A 22,621-nucleotide genomic window follows, 5' to 3' on the forward strand; every position below is an offset into this window, starting at 1 on the left:
GGGGATTATGGAAACAAGAAAAGATGAAATTTTAAAACGACGGTCAAAGCTTTCACTCGCTCAACAGGCGCTTCTCACAAAGCGATTGCGCGGTGAAGTTGACTCTCGCTCTCAATTAGAAGTTATTCCAAAACGTTCTCAAATAAGTCCTGCTCCCCTATCCTTTGCCCAACAACGGCTGTGGTTTCTTCAACAGTTAGATATCGACAATCCTTACTACAGCGAACTAGCGTGTGTACAGTTGTTAGGTGCGCTTAACGTAGATGCGTTAGAGCGAAGTCTCAATGAGATTGTGCGGCGTCATGAAGCGTTACGTACTACTTTTGAGATGCTTGAGGAAGAAGCAATTCAAATTATTCATCCTGCTGTAACTGTGACGCTGCCAGTGGTGAATTTGCTCTCGATGTCAGAAGCGAAACGGCAAGCACAAGTTGAACGGTTAACAACAGAAATAGCTCAAAAACCTTTTAATTTAGTGACTGGCCCGTTGCTGCGAGTCATGTTGCTACAAACAGGTGCCGAAGAATACTTGCTGCTATTCACAATCCACCACATTGCCGTTGATGGTTGGTCTATAGGAGTACTGATTCGTGAATTAGCAGGACTCTATGAAGCCTTTTCCACCGGCAAAGCATCTCCCCTGCCTGATATCTCTATTCAATACGCAGACTTTACTATTTGGCAGCGTCAGTGGTTACAAGGGGAATTACAAAAGACGCAACTTGATTATTGGAAGCAACAATTGGCAGATGCTTCAACTTTAGCTTTGCCCACAGATCGCCCACGACCGCCAATTCAAAGCTTTCGAGGCGCAATTGCTTCTTTTGAGCTATCAGCGAGCCTAACTGATATGCTCAGATCCTTGAGCAATCAGGAAGGAGTAACCTTGTTTATGACGCTACTGGGAGCATTTCAAGCTTTACTGTACCGTTACACAGGGCAAGAAGATATCTGCGTTGGCTCCCCAATTGCTAACCGCAACCAAGCTGAAATTCAAGGGCTGATTGGTTTTTTTGTCAATACCCTTGTGCTGCGGACTCATCTTTCTGGTAATACAAGTTTTTTAGAATTGTTGAATAGAGTGCGCGAGGTCTGCGTGGGTGCATACGCTCATGCAGATATACCTTTCGAGCAATTAGTGGAAGAACTTCAGCCAGATAGAAATCTCAGTCAGATGCCCTTGTTTCAGGTAATGTTTGCTTGGCAGGAAGACACTCAAAAGGAACTGACACTACCTGGTTTGACTCTGAATTGGCTCCCGACACACGGTCAGACTGCTAAATTTGATTTAACGCTGCACCTAGTGGACGCACAGCCAGAGTTGCGGGGGTTTTTAGAATATAACACTGACTTGTTTGATGCTGAAACCGTTATTCGGATAGTAGAGCATTTTCGTAATTTGCTAGAGGGGATTGTTGCAAATCCACAAGCAAGATTATCTGACTTACCACTATTGACGGCTGAAGAGTTACATCAGCAGCTAGTGGAGTGGAATAACACTCAGGTTGAATATCCTGAACAACAATGTATTCATCAGTTGTTTGAAGCGCAAGTAGAACGCACGCCTGATGCTGTAGCAGTAGTATTTGAAGATGAGCAATTAACCTACTGCGAACTGAATGCTAAAGCAAATCAACTAGCGCACTATCTGAAAAAGCTGGGAGTGAAGCCAGAGATATTAGTTGGGATTTGTGTAGAGCGATCGCTCTCTACGATTGTTAGTCTATTAGGTATCCTGAAAGCAGGTGGTGCATACGTACCTATAGACCCAGCCTATCCACCAGAACGCATAGCATTTATCCTAGAAGATGCCCAAGCGCCAGTATTGCTGACTACTGCGTTGCTCCTAGAGGCAATGCCCCAAAACAAAGCTAAAGTCGTTTGTTTAGATACTGATTGGCATCTAGTAGCCCAACAAAGCCAAGAAAATTTATTCTCTGAAGTAACTACTGACAACCTAGCTTATGTCATCTATACCTCTGGTTCAACGGGCAGACCAAAAGGTGTAATGATTAAACACGCTAGCACAGTTGCAATGCTCGATTGGGCAAACAAAACCTTTGCAATTGAAGCTATGCAAGGTGTTTTAGCATCAACCTCAATTTGCTTCGACCTTTCGGTGTTCGAGGTGTTTGTTCCTCTGTGTTGCGGTGGTAAGGTGATTTTAATCGAGAACGCACTATATTTACCAACTTTGCCAACAGCTCAAAATGTAACCTTAATAAATACTGTCCCAAGTGTAATTTCACAGTTATTAAGAACTGATAGCATTCCAACTTCAGTGCAGACGATCAATATCGCCGGTGAACCACTTCATAATCAACTCGTACAACAACTTTATCAGCAGGATAATATACAACAGGTTTTTAACCTATATGGCCCTTCTGAAGATACAACTTATTCAACATCTGCCTGGATACACAAAGATACTAACAACATTCCACCTATTGGTCGTCCGATTCACAACACGCAGATTTATTTATTAGATAAAAATTACCAACCTGTTCCTGTAGGCGTGCCAGGGATGTTGTATATTGGTGGTGCAGGTTTATCCCGTGGTTATCTCAACAAACCAGAACTGACTGCGGATAAATTTATTCCCAATCCCTACGCGAATCTACCAGGGGAACGGTTGTATAAAACTGGGGATTTAGGACGCTATTTACCAACTGGAGAGATAGAATACATTGGTCGCATTGACTATCAAGTAAAAATACGTGGTTTTCGCATTGAATTGGGGGAGATTGAAGCACTCATCATTAAATATCCCAAAGTCCGAGAAGCTGTAGTTACGGTTCATTCTTTGGAAACAGATTCTCAACAAATAGTTGCCTACTTAGTCCCGAACTCAGAGCAAACGCTAACGATTTCTGAATTGCGCGATTTTTTAGAGGCAAAGTTGCCAAATTACATGGTGCCAACAGCTTTTGTCATATTGGAGATGTTACCATTAACACCTAATGGCAAGATTGACCGTAAAGCACTCAAAGCACCTGATACAATAAGACCTGAAGATAAAGAACTACTAGCCCCTCGTAATTACGTAGAAACCAAGCTGGCTGAAATTTGGGCGGCAGTACTTGGTGTGGATAAAGTGGGTATTTTCGATAACTTTTTTGAGTTAGGTGGGGATTCGATCCTTGCCATTGTAGTTATCACCAAAGCCAAACAAGCTGGTCTACAACTGGCAGTTAAACAGTTATTTCAACATCAAACAGTTGCTGGTTTGGCAAGTGTGGCAGTTGCGAAAAAGGTAAAACAAGCTGAACAAGGACTGATTACAGGTTTAGCTTCTCTGACACCAATACAATACTGGTTTTTTGAACAGAATCTACTCGAACCCCACTACTGGAATCAAGCAGTCTTACTAGAAGTTAAACAAGTTCTTGACCTAGCTGTATTAGAAGAATCCGTACAGCAACTACTGTTACACCATGATGCTCTCCGCTTACGGTTTGAACAAACAGAGTCTAGCTGGCAGCAAATTATAGCCAGCCCTGATGCAGAAATACCCTGGATACACTTGGATTTCTCTGCCCTATCAGCAAGCGAACAAGAACTAGCCATCGAAACAGCTGCTACCAAATTACAAGCCAGTCTTAATCTCTCAACAGGCCCATTGATCCGAGTTGCTCTGTTCGACTTAGGGCAGCAACCAAGCCATTTGCTGATAGTCATTCACCATTTAGTTGTAGATGGCGTTTCTTGGCGAATTTTACTGGAGGACTTGGAAACAGCATACCAACTGATAAGCCAAGGCAAGAAAGTGCAACTACCAGCAAAGACAACTTCGTTTAAATACTGGTCGGAATGTCTACAGGAATATGCACAATCAGCTACTCTCCAGCAACAATGGGACTATTGGCTGAGAGAGTCTTGGCAAAAAATTGCTCCTTTGCCAGTCGATTTTGCTGACGGCGACAATACAGTGGCTTCGGCTCAGAATATCTCGATTTTTTTGACTGAGGAACAGACTCAAATCTTGCTAAAAGAAGTACCAAAAGCTTACAATACACAAATTAACGATGTCTTGCTCGCGGCACTAGTACAAGCTTTTTCTCAATGGACTGGCAATAATTCCCTATTACTAGCTCTAGAAGGTCATGGGCGGGAAGAGATTTTTGATAATGTCGATTTGTCGCGCACAGTAGGTTGGTTTACATCTATTTTTCCTGTGCTGTTAGATTTGGGAACAATCTCTCATCCCGTAGAGGCTTTGAAATCAATCAAAGAGCAGCTGCGGAGCATTCCAAATAAGGGGATGGGCTATGGTGTCCTACGTTACCTTAGTAAGGATACTGCCAGAATAGAGTCACTGCGATCGCTTCCACAAGCTGAGGTGGTCTTCAATTATCTAGGTCAGTTCGATCGAACATTTTCCGACTCCTCAATATTTAAAATCTCTCAAGGTTCCCAAGGACAAACGCGCAGCCTTTGCAACCGCGAGGCCTATATGCTCAATATCAACGCTTTGGTAGTTAATAACCAGTTGAAAGTGGATTGGACGTACAGCGAAAAAATACATCGACGAAGGACTATTGAACGATTAGCACAAGGGTTTGTAGAAGCTTTGCAAATACTTATGACTCATTGTCATTCTCGTGAAGTCGGAGGATATACACCTTCTGACTTTCCAGAAGCAGACTTCAATCAACAAGACCTCGATCTGTTTTTAGAGAAAATCAACCGAGGGAGTAAAAATAAAAGACTATGAAAGAAGATATTCAAGACATATACCCACTATCTCCAATACAGCATGGTATGCTGTTTCACGGTTTGCACACTCCAGAAATGGGACTATACCATTCACAGTTTGTCTACACTTTTAGTGGCAATCTGAACATTGCTGCTTTTAAATACGCTTGGCAGCAAGTAGCAACCCGGCACACAATCTTGCGTACCAGCTTCTATTGGGAAGAATTGGATAAACCATTACAAGTTGTGCATCGGCAAGTAGAAGTACCTGTAGAGTACCAGGATTGGCAGGAACTCGATCCATTAGAACAACAAGAGCGTTTAAAGTCTTTTCTCGACAGCGATCGCTCCCGGCGGTTTGATTTTTCCCAAGCACCTCTAATGCGTGTGGCTGTAATCCAGATTCAAGAAGATGTTTACTATCTTGTTTGGAGTAGCAACCTAATCATTCTCGATGGTTGGTCATATCCATTGGTATTAAATGATGTGATTGAAATTTATGAAGCATATTGTCGGGGTCAAGATGCACCCTTAGTAGACGGCAGTTGTTTTAAAGACTACATCAAATGGTTGAAACAGCAGGATTTATCCAAAGCAGAGGAATTTTGGCGACAGCAACTCAATGAAGTAAAAGAGCCTACTCCCTTAACTAACCTATACTCAAACAACTTGTCCAATCTAGAAGAACGCTACGAGGATATACAAATCAGTTTATCGGAAGCAACTACAAGAAATCTAGATTCATTAGCAAGACAGCATCACCTGACTATGAATACAATAGTTCAGGGAGTTTGGGCCATACTCCTTAGTCGCTACAGTGGTAAAAATGATGTAACTTATGGCTGTACTACTTCTGGTCGCCCAGTAGATTTAGAGCGATCGGAGTCAATGGTAGGAGAAATGGTTAATACCTTACCAGTCCACATCAAGATAGATTTGGAGGAGTATTTATTGCCTTGGCTTCAGCAATTACAAACTCAATTGATAGAAGTTCGAGAGTATGAGTATTCTCCACTGGTAGATATTCAAAAGTGCAGTAAAGTGCTGGGCAATGTGCCTTTGTTTGAAAGCTTTGTGGTGTTCGAGAACCAAAAAACAGGCAAGTTTCTGCAAGAATGGGGAAGTCTAAACATCTCTGAGCAAACTAGCTATTACAAAACAAACTATCCTCTAAATATAGTTGGGTATCCTGGCTCAGAACTGACGATTGGAATTAATTATGATTTTCGCCGTTTTGATGCGGCAACAATAATTAATATATTGGAGCATTTCAAAATATTGCTCGAAGGTATAGTAACGAATCCGAAAGTGCGTCTTCAGGAATTATTGCTACTTACGGAGCAAAAACCACATCTTAAGTTATTAATGTTAGAAAATGATATTTCATTTGATTTTATTCAGCAATTTAAATAATTAGTGTCAGAAGTAATCAGTCAAAATCAATAACAATAAACCCTTACATATCAAGATTTTTTTCAATTTATCTGATTCGTAAAATATTCTCACCAATACGTGAAACTCGTCTGTAGTGATTTTATTATTTAGCGAATACTTTGTTACAAGGAAGAAAGCATGAGTACACATTTACACTCCAATGACTTATTATCTCAAAAAATATATTGGATAAATAAATTATCGGGAGAATTACCTGAAACTAATCTGATGCTGGACTATGTAAGACCTATTTTTTCTAGTGGTAAAAACAAATCTCTGAACTTTGATTTACCAAAGGATTTATCTCAAGCAATTATTAAGCTAGCTAAAGGTTCTCATTTTGCAACGTATTTGATACTTGTATCTGCCTTGGACATCTTGTTACAAAAATATACTCGAAATAATGAGGTTATTGTTGGAATACCAATATATGAGGAAATTGTTGTAGATGATATAAATAACAAAGTTATTCCCTTGCATACTCAGATCAACTCTCAGCTTTCATTCAAAGATTTCCTTTTTCAAATAAAAGATGCAATCCTCCGTGCTTACAACAATCAAAACTATAAGTTTGATGAATTAATCCAGTTATTGAATATATCAATAATTCCTAATCGCCATCTCCTTTTTGACATAGTAGTTTACTTAGAAAATATTCACAATAAAAATAATTTCACCCAACTCAATAATGACATCACAATCTCATTTACAGTTAACGGCGAAAGTATTAGTGCTAACATCGAGTATAAAGAAAATTTGTTTCAAGATGAAAGTATAAGATTGATGAGTAAATATTATACTAATCTTCTGGAAAATATTATAAATAACCTTGATATTAAAATCTCAGATATTGCTTTTTTAAAATCAGCCGAGCGATATCAGTTATTAACAGAATTTAACAACCAAACTAGACATTATCCCATCGCTCAAACAATAAATCAATTATTTGAAACCCAAGTATCTGAAACTCCAAACAATATAGCTGTTATTCATCAAGAAACTCAACTAACGTATCAAGAACTAAATCATCAAGCTAATCAGCTAGCTGAATTATTGCGGAAATTAGGAGTCTTTAAAGGAGAGTTTGTCGGAATTTTCAAAGACCGCGACATCAACTTCCTGATTGCTATTCTTGCTATATATAAGGCAGGTGGAGCATACGTACCCATTGATAGCACTTACCCCCAAAATCGAATTAAGTATATGCTATCCAATAGTGAGGTGAGATTTTTATTCACAGATTATTCGCTATTCAATGTTCTTTCCGAACTGGAAGAAGGCTGTTCCGAATTATCCTCTATTATTTGCTTAGATAGCATTGCTAACGATCGGACACTATTTCCTAGACCAGAAAACTTAAAGATATATAATAAGTTGGATTTTGAGCAGCTATCTCATGATAATCTAGAAAGTATCAATGATGCTGTTGACCCAGCTTATATGCTTTACACTTCCGGGTCTACAGGATTACCAAAGGGGGCAATTGTCAGGCATGATGGTGCAATTAATCATATTTATGCCCAATTTGATGAGTTGGATTTAACGCCAGAATTTTGTTTTCTTCAAAGCGCTCCTGCTTCTACAGATATTTCTGTATGGCAATTTTTAGCACCACTTTTAATTGGTGGGAAAACAGTAATAGTAGATATCGAAACTGTTGCGATTCCTGAGCAACTATTTCTGGCTCTGAAATCACAAAAAATCACAGTTGTTGAATTAGTACCAGCATTATTTGTCGGCTTGCTTGAATATACTTCCCAGCTACCGATTCACCAAAGAGAATTACCTGATTTAAAATGGATGATGGTTGTCGGGGAACCAGTATCGGTAAGTTTGGTAAATAAGTGGCTTGAGATATATCCCGAAATCAAAATTGTTAACGCCTATGGCCCAACTGAGGCTGCTGATGATATCACCCAGTTTATCGTTGACAAGCCTTTGCCAGAAAATCAGCGAACGGTTCCAATTGGGAAACCATTAGCTAACTTAAATCTCTACATTCTGGATGGAGAAATGCAATTATTACCCATTGGCGCTCCTGGAGAGATTTGTGTATCGGGAATTGGTGTCGGTGATGGCTACTGGAAAAATCAAGAAAAAACTAATTTCAGTTTTGTTACCAATCCATTTACAGATGTTAGTCAGAAGTTACCAGAAAATCGCAAAGATTTAATCTATAAAACTGGAGATTTAGGAAGGTGGCTTCCTGATGGGAATATAGAATTTCTCGGACGTATTGACCATCAGGTGAAGATTCGTGGTTTTCGGGTTGAACTTGGAGAAATTGAAACATTTTTGCTTCAGCACCAAGCTGTTAGAGAAGCTGTAGTTGTAGTTATGGAGGAAAACCCTGATGATAAACGCTTAGTGGCTTATGTTGTTCCTAGCGCTGAGGGCGATCGCAATGACCTAAGTAGTAGCAAACTAATTCAACAACTACGCGATTTACTTAAAGAAAAGCTACCTGGGTATATGATACCTTCTGCGATCGTACAGATCGAAGCATTGCCTTTAAGTCCCAGTGGTAAAGTAGATCGCCGCGCATTACCTGTACCAAATTTCCAGAATGAATCGAAACTAGACTTTGTTGCACCCCGTACTCCCACAGAGGAGATAGTTGCTGACATCTGGATTCAGATATTAAAACGCGAGCATATAGGCATTTACGATAACTTTTTTGACTTGGGTGGACATTCTTTATTGGCGACTCAAGCGATTTCCAGGTTACGGAAAGCTTTTAAGGTGGAATTGCCTTTACGGAGTTTATTTGAAGCACCTACACTAGCTCAGTTGGTAGAACGGATCGAGAAGATGCTTGCAGTCCAACAGCTAGAGCTTGTTTCTATGGACGAGGTAGACTGCGATCGCGAGGAGATAGAACTATGAAAACTATTGAAGAGTTCTTATTATACCTTGACAGCCTCAACATCAAATTTAGAGTTGATGGCGATCGCTTATACTGTAACGCTCCTCAAGGGGTACTCTCACCAGAGTTAAGCACTCAGTTGCGAGAGCGGAAACAAGAAATCCTCACACATTTAACATCAAGTCTTGCTCTTTTGCCCATAGTACCTGTTCCTCGAAATGCCAATTTACCCCTGTCCTTTGCCCAACAAAGGCTATGGTTTCTGAATCAGTTGGAGCCAAATAGCACCACTTACAACCTTCCCTTTGCCGTGCGTCTTACTGGTACGCTGAATGTGCCTGCATTGGAACGAAGTCTCAACGAAATTGTGCAGCGTCATGAAGCCTTGCGAACCACCTTTGCGATCGCCAATGGACAACCAATTCAGGTGATTACTCCAACCCTAACCTTGAAGCTATCTGTGGTGGACTTGCAAGAGTACTCAATAACAAAGCAAGAAACTGAAGTTTTGCGGTTAGCAGTTCAAGAAAGTCAGTCGCTTTTTAACTTAGCGCAGGGGCCTTTGCTGAGGACGACTTTGTTGCACTTAAGCGAACAACAATATGTCCTGTTGTTAATCATGCATCATATTGTCTCTGATGGCTGGTCTATAGGGCTACTCATCAAAGAAGTAACAGCACTTTACGAAGCTTTCTGCAAAGGACAGCCTTCCCCACTCTCGGAACTACCAATACAGTACGCTGACTTCGCAGCTTGGCAACAAAACTGGTTACAGGGTGAGGTACTTAACACCTTACTTACATACTGGAAAAAGCAATTAGGAGATAATTTACCAGTTTTACAATTGCCTATAATTCGTCAGCCTTCAGAAATGAAAACCTCTCAGGAGGAGCGGCAAAATTTTATACTTTCTACAACATTATCTCAAGCGATTAAAAAGTTAGGTGATAGTGTTGGAACGACATTATTTATGACTCTACTCGGAGCATTTAAAGTTTTATTATATTGGTATACAGGCGACAGAGATATTGTTGTCGGTACTGATATTGCCAACCGAAATAGAATCGAAATAGAGAATTTAATCGGTTTTTTTGTTAATCAATTAGTATTGCGTACTAATCTATCTGAAAATCCCACTTTTAGCGATCTTTTGCAACGACTTCGGAAGGTTTGTTTGGAAGCTTATGCTCACCAAGATTTACCATTTGAAAAACTAGTTAGCGCTCTGAATCCAAAAAGAGACTTCAACCAAACTCCTCTGTTTCAAGTCAAGTTGATCCTCCAAAATGCTCCCATACATTCTTTAGAGCTTTCAGAATTAACTTTGACTAGTTTAGATTTAGAAAATCAGGTAGCAAGTGTTGATTTACTTTTAGAATTAACGGATACAGAGCAAGGAATAGTTGGGTTATTTAAATACAATAAAGACCGATTTGATGCTAGTAGCATAACCAGATTAATAAATAATTTTAAAACAATTTTATCTCAAATTATTATAGAACCTACTATTAGCTTAAATCAGTTAGAACAAATGATTATAAAATCCGATAAAGAATATCAATTGAGTGAAGAACGGAAACGTAAAGAAAAATCTCAACAAAAATTAAGCACAATTAAACGAAAAGCGATCGCAATTGAAGTAGAGAAGTAAAATGGAACAGATAAAAGTAAGTAATTCTAATTTCAAACCGGAATTTAATAGAGCTACTAGAAAATCCATAAATCTACAAAAAGAATTAATTAAACTAGATAATTCGGGAGGCGAACAAATACCACTAATAATAAAACCTTCTATATCAGATGTCGATCTTGCAGATTGGGCGGAAGCAAATCGAGAATTTGTAGATACACATTTAACTAAACATGGTGCTATCCTTTTCCAAGGATTTAATATTACTACAGCAGCCGGATTTGAAAGATTTGGTCTAGCGGTTTGCTCAGAACTATTCAATGAAAACGGCGAACATACCCGTGAAACACTAACCGGCAAAGTTTATACTCCAGTTTTTTACCCTGCGGATAGCAAGTTATTATGGCACAACGAAAATTCTTTTAATTATCGATGGCCTAGAAAAATTCTGTTCGGTTGTCATCAACCTGCACAGCAAGGAGGAGAAACCCCAATAGTTGATAGTCGTAAGGTATTTCAACTGATAGAACCCAAAATTAGGGAAAAATTTGTTGAAAAGCAGGTTATGTATGTTCGTAATTATGGAAACGGATTAGGACTTGACTGGCAAACAGTTTTTCAAACTCAAAGTAAAGCAGATGTAGAAAAGTTTTGTCAAAGCAACTTAATTGAATTTGAATGGAAAAGTAATGGTGGTTTGAAAACTATTTCTATTCGTCCAGCGGTAATCAAGCATCCTCAAACAGGTGAATTATCTTGGTTTAATCAAGCACAACATTGGCATTTAGCTTGTTTAGAAACGCAAACCCGTGAATCACTTCTATCAACTTTTAAAAAAGAAGATTTGCCACGAGATTGCTTTTACGGGGATGGTACTATTATTGAAGACTCAGTAATGACACACATTTGTGATATTTATCAAAATTTAGAAGTATCTTTTCCTTGGCAACAAGGAGATATATTATTACTAGACAATGTGTTAACCGCTCATGGACGCAATCCCTATGTGGGAGAACGTAAGCTTTTTGTTGCGATGAGTGAACTGATAAGTTTTAGCCAAACTTGAGATAGTTAAAATATTTTTCTTAAACTCACTACGTCAATGTTTAATTAAATCACCGCTATTTATGAGAATTTCTGAAAATTTTGATCAAATTTGAAATGGAATTTTATTAATTAAAATGCAGCAAATAATTCAAGGTTTTCCATTATCTCCTCAACAAAAGCACCTTTGGTTATTACAGCAAAGTAGTAATTTATATTGTAGTCAATGTGCTATCCTTGTTGAAGGAAATGTAGAGCTAGAGATATTAAAACAAGCGTTAGACAAAGTTATCGCTAGAAATGAAATTATTCGCACAAGTTTTCATCGTCCACGTGGTTTAAAAATACCTATTCAGGTCATAGAGACTAACAATAGTGTATCTTTTGACGAGCATAATTTAGAGAATATATCTTCTCAAGAGGAAGAAATAGAAGCATTGTTTGAGAAAGTTAAACAAGAATCTATACAATTAGAACAAGGTCAATTATTAAAATTACATTTATTAAAATGCTCATCAAAAAAATACATTCTATTTGTAAAACTGCCATCTCTTTGTGCAGATTATAAAACATTAACAAACATAGTTAATGAAATTAGTCAGTATTATACTGCCTGCTTGCAGAATGCAGAACTCAGCGAAGAACCACTACAATATGCTGATGTCGCTACATGGCAAAATGAATTACTTGCAGCAGAGGAGACTACATCAAGGAAAAATTATTGGCAGCAAGTAGATTTTTCTACTCTGGATAGCTTAAAACTTCCTTTTGAGAATAATCTTTCTGACAAATCGGAATTTGAACCTAAATTGATTAAGTTAGCTATTCCTAGTGATTTACTAACTAAAATCGATCGGATTGTCCAAAAATATCAAATTTCGATAGATATATTCTTCCTGACTTGCTGGCAAACTCTAATTTGGCGTTTGACTGGGCAAGCAAACTTAATTATAGGTTTAGGCTGTGATGGTCGCAATTATGAAGAATTAAAAGTAGCACTAGGTTTATTCGCCAAATATTTACCCCTTGCTTATCATCTGCAAGAAAATGAATCATTCAGTAATACCTTAATAAAGGTTAAAAACTTAACAGATGAAATACTAGAATGGCAAGACAGTTTTAGTTGGGACGCATTTGCTAAAACAAATGCAGATGAGAGTGAAGAATCATTTTTACCATTTTGTTTTGACTTTGAAGAAATGGTAAGTAATTATTCTGCTCCTCAAGTAGCATTTTCAATTTATCAACATTACGTCTGCTTTGACCGATTTAAAGTAAAACTTTCTTGTGTCCGTACACAAGATGATTTAGTCAAAGTAGAATTTCACTATGATGCAAAGCTTTTCCGTCAAGAAGATATTCAACGTTTGGCGAATCAGTGGCAAACTTTGTTAACTAGCGTTATTGACAATCCCTCTACAGCAATATCACGCCTAGATATCCTCAGTGAAGGAGAGCGTGAAGAACTCTTAGTTGCATTCAATAACACTAAAACAGGAGAGCTAGAATACACATGTATCCATAATTGGTTTGAACAGCAGTGCGATCGCACGCCAGACAATATTGCTATTGTTTATAAAAATCAGCAGCTTACCTACCGGGAATTAAACAGTCGCGCTAACCAGCTAGCTCATTACCTACAACAATTAGGTGTGAAGCCGGATGTAATGGTAGGACTTTGTGTAGAGCGATCGCTTTTTATGGTTATCGGACTTTTAGCTGTCCTCAAAGCAGGTGGTGCTTATGTACCAATCGATCCTAGCTATCCCTTAGAAAGAAAAACTTTTATACTAAACGATTCTCAAATGCCAGTGCTGTTGAGTCAACAGCATTTAATTGCAGATTTAGCTACAGATGGCATTAAAGTAATTTGTATAGATAGCGATTGGCAAACTATAAAGCAACAAAAAGTTGAAAATCCAATTACTAAAACAACCGAATTAAATTTAGCCTATGTTATTTATACCTCCGGTTCTACTGGTAAACCTAAAGGAACTCTAATTCCTCATCAAGGATTAGTTAACTACTTAAGCTGGTGTACCAAAACATATCAAGTAGAACAAGGAGCAGGAACTTTAGTTCACTCACCTTTGGGTTTTGACTTAACAATCACCAGTCTTTTTTCACCTTTATTAGTTGGTCGTACCGTCGAATTACTATCAGAAAAACAAGGCATTGAAACCCTTTGTCAAGCTTTAAAGAAAAGCTCAAATTTAAGTTTAGTGAAAATCACCCCCGCTCACTTGGATTTACTTAAGCAACAGTTATCCCAAGAAGAAATAGTAAATAAAACTAGAGCTTTTATTATTGGTGGGGAAAATTTATTAGCTGAAAGCATCACCTTCTGGCAAGATGTAACTCCAGATACAATATTAGTAAACGAATACGGCCCCACAGAGACAGTAGTAGGCTGCTGTGTTTATCAAGTTCCAGTCGGTAAGCACTCTACAGGCTCCATACCCATTGGTAGAGCGATCGCTAATACCCAACTGTACATTTTAGACCAATATTTGCAACCAGTACCAATGGGAGTACCCGGTGAATTGCACATTGGTGGACTTGGGTTAGCTAGAGGTTATCTGAATCAACCGGAATTAACAGCCCTTAAATTTATCCCCAATCCCTTTAGTAAACAAGAAGGCGATCGCCTTTACAAAACAGGTGATTTAGTTCGTTTTCTACCGAGTGGAGATATCGAGTATATCGGTCGCATTGATAACCAAGTTAAAATCCGTGGTTTCCGGGTTGAACTGGGAGAAATTGAAGCAGTTATCAATCAACATCCATCAGTATCAACAAGTATAGTTATCCTTCAAGAAGATAAATCTGGAAATCAAAGTTTAATAGCTTATGCAACTCTCCAACCAGATAAAACATTAACTACTCCTGAACTACGTCGCTTCTTGCAGAATAAATTGCTCGATCATATGCTACCAACAGCATTTATGATATTAGAAGCATTGCCATTAACATCTAATGGTAAAGTAGACCGTCAAGCATTGCCTATGCCCGATGCTCTACGCCCAGAATTAGAAGTTGCTTATGTAGTACCGCAAACTGAGGTGGAGAAGACAATAGCCTCTGTTTGGCAAAAAGCTTTGAATCTTGAAAAGATAGGCATTCACGATAATTTCTTTGAAATTGGCGGTCATTCATTACTTTTAGTAACAGTTCACAGCCAATTGCAGGAAATATTAAAAGTAGAACTGTCAACCCTTGATTTGTTTAGATATCCCACCATCAATTCTTTAGCAGAATATTTAAATTCATCTCCAAATTCCACAGCATTTTTACAAGAGAATGATATTCAAATAGAGAAAATTTCATCTGGTAAGGCGCAACAGAAAAAACGTCTACAGAAAATTAAATCAGTTGAAAATAATTAAGGAATTAACAAATAATGAATATTCCCACTGATGCAGAGCATAGTAACGGTTCAGAAATAGCAATTATTGGATTATCAGGAAGATTTCCCGGAGCAAAAAATGTTGATGAGTTTTGGAATAACCTCCAAAATGGGATAGAATCAATTTCTTTTTTCAGTGATGAAGAACTGTTGGCAGCAGGAGTAGATGCAGCGCTGATCGGCAATCCCAACTATGTTAAAAGAAATGCTGTAATAGAAGATGCAGAACTTTTTGATGCTGAGTTTTTTGGGTTTAATCCCAGAGATGCAGAAATTACTGACCCGCAACACCGGATTTTTTTAGAGTGTGCTTGGGAAGCGCTGGAAAAAGCAGGCTATAATTCCGAAACCTACAAAGGTTCCATAGGTGTTTTCGCTGGTTCTAACTTCAGCGGTTATTTACTAAACATTTATTTTAATCAAAATATTAGAAACTCAGTAGACGAACAACAAATAGCGATCGCTGGCGACAAAGATTACCTGGCGACACGTACTTCTTACAAACTTAATTTAACGGGGCCTAGCTATACAGTTCAAACCGCTTGCTCAACTTCATTAGTAGCAGTACATTTAGCCTGCCAAAGTTTACTTAACGGTGAATGTGATATCGCTTTGGTTGGCGGTGTTTCTATCAGCGCCTCAAGAAAAGCTGGCTATCTTTATAACCAAGGGGGTATTAATTCTCCTGATGGACACTGCCGCGCCTTTGATGCTAAAGCAGGGGGAACAGTGGGCGGAGAAGGTGTAGGAATCGTTGTTTTAAAAAGATTAGAAGACGCTCTAACTGATAGAGATTCTATTGATGCTGTGATTAAAGGTTCGGCGATAAATAACGATGGCTCAAACAAAGTTAGCTACACAGCGCCTCGGATAGAAGGTCAAGCTAAAGTTATCAAAACCGCTCAAGTTGTTGCAGAGTTAGATCCAGAAACAATAACTTATATTGAAGCTCACGGTACAGGAACATCTTTAGGAGATCCAATTGAAATCGCCGCACTGACGCAAACGTTCCGAAGCAGCACAAAAAAGAAAAACTTTTGTGCAATTGGTTCCCTAAAAACAAATATTGGGCACTTGGATGCTGCTGCTGGTGTTGCAGGTTTAATAAAAACTGTCTTAGCTCTTAAACACAAACAAATTCCTCCTAGTTTGCACTTTGAGCAACCGAATCCTCAAATTGATTTTGCTAACAGTCCCTTTTATGTCAATAACAAACTTTCCCAATGGGAAGTAAACAAACATCCTAGACGAGCAGGAGTCAGTTCTTTTGGGATTGGTGGTACTAATGCTCATGTAATTTTAGAAGAAGCTCCAGTTTTTACCAGCAAAGAAAGTATTTCTCGTCCTTGGCAGTTGTTAGTTCTCTCTGCAAAAACTCAAACAGCTTTAGAATCTGCTACAACTAACCTTATTGACTATTTAGCACACCATCCTGATACTAATCTTGCTGATGTAGCTCATACTTTACAAGTTGGTCGCCGAAATTTTAACCATCGTCGGGTAGTGCTATGTCAGGATACTCAAGATGCTATAAAAATATTAACAGCGCCAGATCAACAAGGAGTTTTGAGTAATTTTTCAGAAACCCGTAACCATTCAATTGTATTTATGTTTCCCGGACAGGGAGCGCAGTATGTAAACATGGGACGGGAATTATATGAAACAGAAGCAATTTTTCGGCAACAAGTTGATGATTGCTCTGAATTGCTAAAACCCCATTTAAAGTTAGACCTAAAAGATATACTTTATCCCTCAACAGTAGAAACTACACAAGAACAACTTAAACAAACTTCCTTAACCCAAGTTGCGCTATTTGTAATCGAATATGCACTTGCTAAACTTTGGATGGCGTGGGGTATACATCCGCAAGTGATGATTGGTCACAGCATTGGTGAGTATGTGGCTGCTTGTATTTCTGGTGTTTTTTCTTTAGAAGATGCATTGACTTTAGTCGTAATTCGCGGACGACTAATGCAACAAGTTGAACCAGGATCGATGCTTTCCGTTTCTCTCTCTGCCAAAGAAATACAACCTATGTTAGGTTCAGAACTTTCTTTAGCAGCTAGCAATGCGCCATCTCTTTGTGTGGTTTCTGGCGCTACAAATGCGATCGCAGCATTACAAAATAGTTTGATTGAGCAAGGTGTTGATTGTCGTCTCCTGCACACATCTCACGCTTTTCATTCTCAGATGATGGAGCCGATTTTAGAGCCATTTGTACGGCAAGTTAAAGATGTCAACCTACAACCACCTCAAATTCCTTTTGTTTCTAATGTTACCGGAACTTGGATTACAGCAGAACAGGCGACCGATCCTGACTACTGGGCTAGACATCTACGGCAAACCGTATTATTTAACGAGGGAATCGCCGAATTGCTGCAACAGCCACGAACCCTATTGGAAGTTGGCCCAGGACGAACATTAACTACCTTAGCCAAACGACAGTTGATTTCACCGCCTGTAGTTCTAACTTCGTTGCGACATCCCCAAGAGCAAATTTCTGATGTAGCATTTTTGCTCAATACTCTTTCTCGGCTTTGGCTATCAGGATTGCAAATAAACTGGGCAAGCTTTTATACAAAAGAGCAACGCAGACATATTCCTTTGCCTACCTATCCTTTTGAGCGTCAGCGTTACTGGATTGAAGCTAACCCCGAAACTGTATTATCAAAGGCATGGCAAAAATCATTAGTTAAAAAGCCAGATATTGCCGATTGGTTTTATATTCCAATTTGGAAACAATCTACACCACTTGAGTTCTTCCAAGGGAAGGAATTAGTAACTGAGCAAAACACCCACTGGTTAATTTTTATCGATGATTATGGAATTGGAGGCGAAGTTGCTAAACGACTCGAACAGCAAAGTCAAAATGTAGTTACAGTTAGAGTCGCAGACAAATTTACGAAGCTGAACAAATATACATATACCATTGACCCACAGCAAAGCGATGACTACGATGCCTTGCTTCAAGAACTCCAAAAAGAGAGTTTGATTCCAAATGGATTAGCTCACTTTTGGAGCATTACGCCAGATGATACTTTATCTGGTAATAAGTTCAGAAAACAAACGCCGGAAGATTACCAGAATCTTGGTTTTTGGAGCTTATTGTATTTAACCCAGGCATTAGGAAGGCAAAATATCAGCAATTCTCTGAAGTTAAGGGTTGTAACTAATAATCTATATAATGTCATTGGTGATGAAATTTTATGCCCAGAAAAAGCAACAATCTTGGGGCCGTGTAAGATAATTCCCAAAGAATATTTAAACATTAATTCCTGTGCGATCGATGTAGTAATTCCTGCTTCTAATATCCCACCAACACCAAAATTTATTGACTATCTGATTACTGAACTAACAACACAGCAAACCGATAATATAGTTGCTTACCGTGGATCTCATCGCTGGATTCAAACCTTTGAAGCTGTCCGTCTGGATGAAAGCACCCCAGCTAAAACTAAGTTAAAGCCAAGAGGAGTTTATTTAATTACTGGTGGACTTGGTGGTATAGGTTTGGTGTTGGCGGAATATTTAGCCAAGACAGTACAAGCTAAGTTGGTTTTAATTGGAAGAAAGGGATTACCGGAGCGATCGCAGTGGGAACAATGGCTAGAAACTCATGATAGCCAAGATAATATTAGCTGTAAGATCCAAAAAATGCTTCTACTAGAAGAGTTAGGATCAGAAATTGAAATTAAAAGTGCCGATGTTGCCAACTACGAACAAATGCAAGTAGCTGTTACTGAAGCCTTAGAAAAATTTGGTCAAATCAATGGTGTTATCCATGCAGCAGGTATTGCTGGTGGTGGCATTGTTCAATTAAAAACACAGGATTTAGCAAACAGCGTATTAGCACCAAAAGTTAAGGGCACATTAGTATTAGAGGAGATTTTCAACTTAAAAAATATTAACTTAGATTTTTTAGTACTTTGTTCATCTCAAAGTTCGATCTTAAGTGAATTTGGACAGGTAGATTATTGTGCAGCTAATGCATTTCTGGATATTTATGCAGATTATTGTACTGCTAAATCCGATCGATTTACAGTGGCAATCAACTGGGGTACTTGGCAAGAAGTAGGAATGGCAGTAGAGACAGCACTACCAGAACAATTAAAGCATCAACGTGAAGAGGATCTCAAAAAAGGAATATTATCTCAAGAAGGTGCCGAAGCTTTTAATCGGATTTTGCTAAGTAGCTTGCATCATGTCGTTGTCTCTCCACAAGACTTCCAAACGGTAATAGAGCAAGACAATTCTTTCAATTATCTAGAACAAGAATTAGCGTTTTTATCAGATGCATCAAAAACAAATCTTTCTCAACTAAGCCATCCACGTCCCAGCTTGGTAAATGCTTATGTTGCTCCTGGTAACGAAATAGAGCAGACCCTTGCTGACATTTGGCAACAATTTCTCGGCATCGATCGAGTTGGAATTCATGACAACTTTTTTGAATTGGCAGGTGATTCGATTATTGCAATTCAAATTGTTGCCAAAGCTAATCAATTAGGTTTGAAGCTAACTTCTCAACAAATGTTTTTACACCAAACTATTGCTGAATTAGCAACAGCCGCAGGTGCAAATGCAAACAAGGAAACTAAAAATAATTCCAGAACTAGAGAAATACAACTCACCCCGTTCCAATATCGTTTATTAAATCAAAATCAGCCAAATGAAAATTTATTAAGCCAGTCTTTATTACTAGAAATCCAACAAATATGCGAGCCTAAAATATTAGAGCAGGCTGTGCGATATGTGATTGAATATCACGACGTATTTCGTCTGCGTTTTATTCAAAAAGAATCTGGATGGCAACAAATTGAAGCTGGCACTAACGATCTAATGGAGTACAAGCATATAAATTTGTCTCAACTTTCAAAAAATGAGCAAAAATATGCTTTTGAATCTGCTATCATAGAATTACAAAGCAACTTCAATTTAAGTGAGGGGTCGCTTGTAAAAGTTGCTTTCATTGAATTGCGATCGCAGCAAAATAGCTACCTAATAATTAGCATTCATTATCTTTTAGTAGATAGTGTTTCTTGGCATATTTTGCTAGAAGATTTACAAACAGCCTATCAGTTACTTACTCAAGGTAAAACGATCCATTTGCCTGATAAAACTACTTCATTCAAGCGGTGGATGCAGTGTGTGCAAAAATATGACCAGGCTTCAGAAATGCTCCAAGAGCAAGACTACTGGTTGACAAAAGCCGAAAAACCTTTCCACAATCTACCTGTTGATTATTCTGCAAATGAAACTACAGTAACCAATGTTGACCGGGTATCAATTACTCTAAATAAAAAAGAAACGCAAGCATTATTGAAAAATGTCAATAAGGCTTACAATACTCAGATAATCGATGTTCTATTAACAGCGTTGGTGCAATCTTTTGCAAAGTGGACGGGGGAGCAGCAACTATGGGTAGATATTAAAGATAATGGTCGAGATATAATCTTCAAAGATGTAAATGATATATCTCTATCTCGTACAGTTGGTTTATTTACAACTTGCTTTCCAGCCATTTTAGATATAACAGAGGTTTCTAATCAAGGGAATGCATTAATAGCAGTCAAAGAGTATTTACGCAGCATTCCAAACAAAGGTATTGGTTACGATATACTGCGCTATATAACCAACAATTCAGAAATCAATTCAAAGCTACAGTATTTTCCGCAGCCTCAGGTAAGTTTTAATTACTTAGGTAATTTTGATCCTACTATATCGCAGTCATCTTTATTTGATTTAACCGAACAGTCTATTAGACTTAGTGAAAGTTCAAGTGCAAAAAGATTTTACTTAGTGGAAATAAATGGAATTATTGTTCAAGAACAACTGCACTTGAATTGGGCTTATAGTTCAGCCGTTCATCGCCGAGAAACAATTGAAACTTTAGCACAAAGCTTTATTGAAGCTACACAAAGCCTTATTGCCCACTGTGAGTCTCTTGAAGCAGAAAAATATACACCTTCTGATTTTCCTAGAGCAAACTTGAACCAACAAAACCTAGATAAATTTCTGGCAAAAATTAACCGAGCAAGTGAGAAAAACACACAATGAAAACAGAAAATGTTGAGGACATTTATGAACTAACACCCGTACAAAAGGGTATGCTCTTTCACTGTTTGTATGCAAGCGAGTCAGCATTATACTTTTTTCACCATACTTTAACTTTGCATGGTAATCCAAATGTAGAGGCTTTTGAACAAGCATGGCAGCAAGTAATTGATAGACATACAGTTTTGCGTACAGGATTTTATTGGGAAGACATTGATAATCCATTACAAGTTGTCTATAAACAAGTAAAAATTACTTTAAATCAATACGATTGGCGTGGTGTTGAGGAAGCAGAACAACAAAAGCGATTAAAATCATTTCTAGAGAGCGATCGCCAATTAGGTTTTGACTTTTCGCAACCATGTCTAATGCGGATAACTTTAATTCGTTTTGCTGATGAACGCTATGAATTTATTTGGAGCAATCATCATATCACCACAGATGGATGGTCTGGGCCGATAATATTAGAGGAATGCTTACAAATTTACGAGGCGCTTTGTGAATGCAAAAAAGTGACCTTAGCGCCAGCTCGTCCTTTTAGGAATTATATCGACTGGTTGCAGCAACAGAACATAGCTAAAACTGAAAGTTTTTGGCGCGAAGCATTACAAGGAATCAAAGCACCAACTCCCCTAACTTATATAGAAAATAATCAATTATCTAACCAAGAAGAAAGGTACGATGAGGAGATAATTAAACTATCGGAAGCAACTACAAAATCGCTGTTATCTTTTGCTACCAAAAACCGCCTTACCCTTGCCACATTAGTTAATGGAATCTGGTCTATCCTCCTTAGTCGTTACACCTGTCGTAACAATGTAACTTATGGATTCACTGTCACAGGAAGACCAGTAGATTTAGTTGAAGTAGAGTCAATGGTTGGTATGTTCATAAATACCTTACCAATAAATGTCAAGTTAAATCCTGAGCAGCAGGTTTTGTCATGGCTACAAGAATTTCAGATCCAATTAGTAAAAGCACGCCATCATGAATACACTCCGCTTACTCAAATCCAGGGTTGGAGTGAAGTACCACGAAATTTACCTTTGTTTGAAACAATTGTTGTGGTTGAAAACTTTCCAGTCAGTCAATTTTTAAAAGAATGGAAAGGGAATATAGAATTTGAACTTACTGGAACTTATTACAGAAATAACTACCCTTTAAATTTAGTTATATATCCAGAAACAGAAATTGTAGTAGCAATTTCATACGATTCTCGAAGATTTGATATTGCTACAATTACTGGGATAATTAGAGATTTTCAAATACTGCTACAACAAATCATGGTTAATCATGATGTTCAAATTAAGGACTTATCATTTTCAACACTACAGCAACAGCAAATATCAAAACTTTTAGAAAAAGAAGTATTGTTTGATTGGCAATTAGTTCCAATATCTTGAAATACTGATAACATTTTAAATTTAGCTTGTTTTTAGAGCACTTTAAAAATGCTTTTTCTACTAAAAAGCCGAAAATTAAAAAGATTCCAAAG

The 22,621-nt window shown here is 38.2% G+C and carries 8 protein-coding genes; all 8 read left to right on the forward strand.

From position 1 onward, the window contains the following. Nucleotides 1–7 precede the first annotated feature (7 nt). The 8 genes from RMZ42_RS08595 to RMZ42_RS08630 all read left to right on the forward strand — a co-directional run bounded on the left by RMZ42_RS08595 (nucleotide 8) and on the right by RMZ42_RS08630 (nucleotide 22,529). Entirely contained in the window at nucleotides 8–4,714 is a 4,707-nt protein-coding gene (locus RMZ42_RS08595; protein WP_322671018.1) for a non-ribosomal peptide synthetase, read from the forward strand. After that, a complete protein-coding gene (locus tag RMZ42_RS08600; RefSeq protein WP_322671019.1) occupies nucleotides 4,711–6,108 on the forward strand; it encodes a condensation domain-containing protein in 1,398 nt (465 codons plus the stop codon). The genes RMZ42_RS08595 and RMZ42_RS08600 overlap by 4 nt, the downstream gene beginning before the upstream one ends. 159 nt (nucleotides 6,109–6,267) lie before the next feature. Next, complete coding sequence (locus RMZ42_RS08605) at nucleotides 6,268–9,015, forward strand: amino acid adenylation domain-containing protein (protein ID WP_322671020.1); 2,748 nt, start codon at nucleotides 6,268–6,270, stop codon at nucleotides 9,013–9,015. Further along, entirely contained in the window at nucleotides 9,012–10,646 is a 1,635-nt protein-coding gene (locus RMZ42_RS08610; protein WP_322671021.1) for a condensation domain-containing protein, read from the forward strand. The genes RMZ42_RS08605 and RMZ42_RS08610 overlap by 4 nt, the downstream gene beginning before the upstream one ends. 1 nt (nucleotide 10,647) lies before the next feature. After that, entirely contained in the window at nucleotides 10,648–11,691 is a 1,044-nt protein-coding gene (locus RMZ42_RS08615; RefSeq protein WP_322671022.1) for a TauD/TfdA family dioxygenase, read from the forward strand. Nucleotides 11,692–11,806: 115 nt separating this feature from the next. Beyond that, nucleotides 11,807–15,055 (forward strand): amino acid adenylation domain-containing protein, encoded by a 3,249-nt coding sequence (locus RMZ42_RS08620; protein WP_322671023.1) that lies wholly within the window; start codon nucleotides 11,807–11,809, stop codon nucleotides 15,053–15,055. 14 nt (nucleotides 15,056–15,069) lie between these two features. Next, the gene (locus RMZ42_RS08625; RefSeq protein ID WP_322671024.1) at nucleotides 15,070–21,129 is read left to right on the forward strand and encodes a polyketide synthase; all 6,060 of its coding nucleotides are present in this window, start codon (nucleotides 15,070–15,072) and stop codon (nucleotides 21,127–21,129) included. Further along, nucleotides 21,126–22,529 (forward strand): condensation domain-containing protein, encoded by a 1,404-nt coding sequence (locus RMZ42_RS08630; RefSeq protein WP_322671025.1) that lies wholly within the window; start codon nucleotides 21,126–21,128, stop codon nucleotides 22,527–22,529. Before RMZ42_RS08625 ends, RMZ42_RS08630 begins: the two co-directional genes overlap by 4 nt. Nucleotides 22,530–22,621 lie beyond the last annotated feature (92 nt).

The sequence above is a fragment of the Nostoc sp. DedQUE05 genome (genome assembly GCF_034530955.1).
GTDB lineage: Bacteria > Cyanobacteriota > Cyanobacteriia > Cyanobacteriales > Nostocaceae > Nostoc.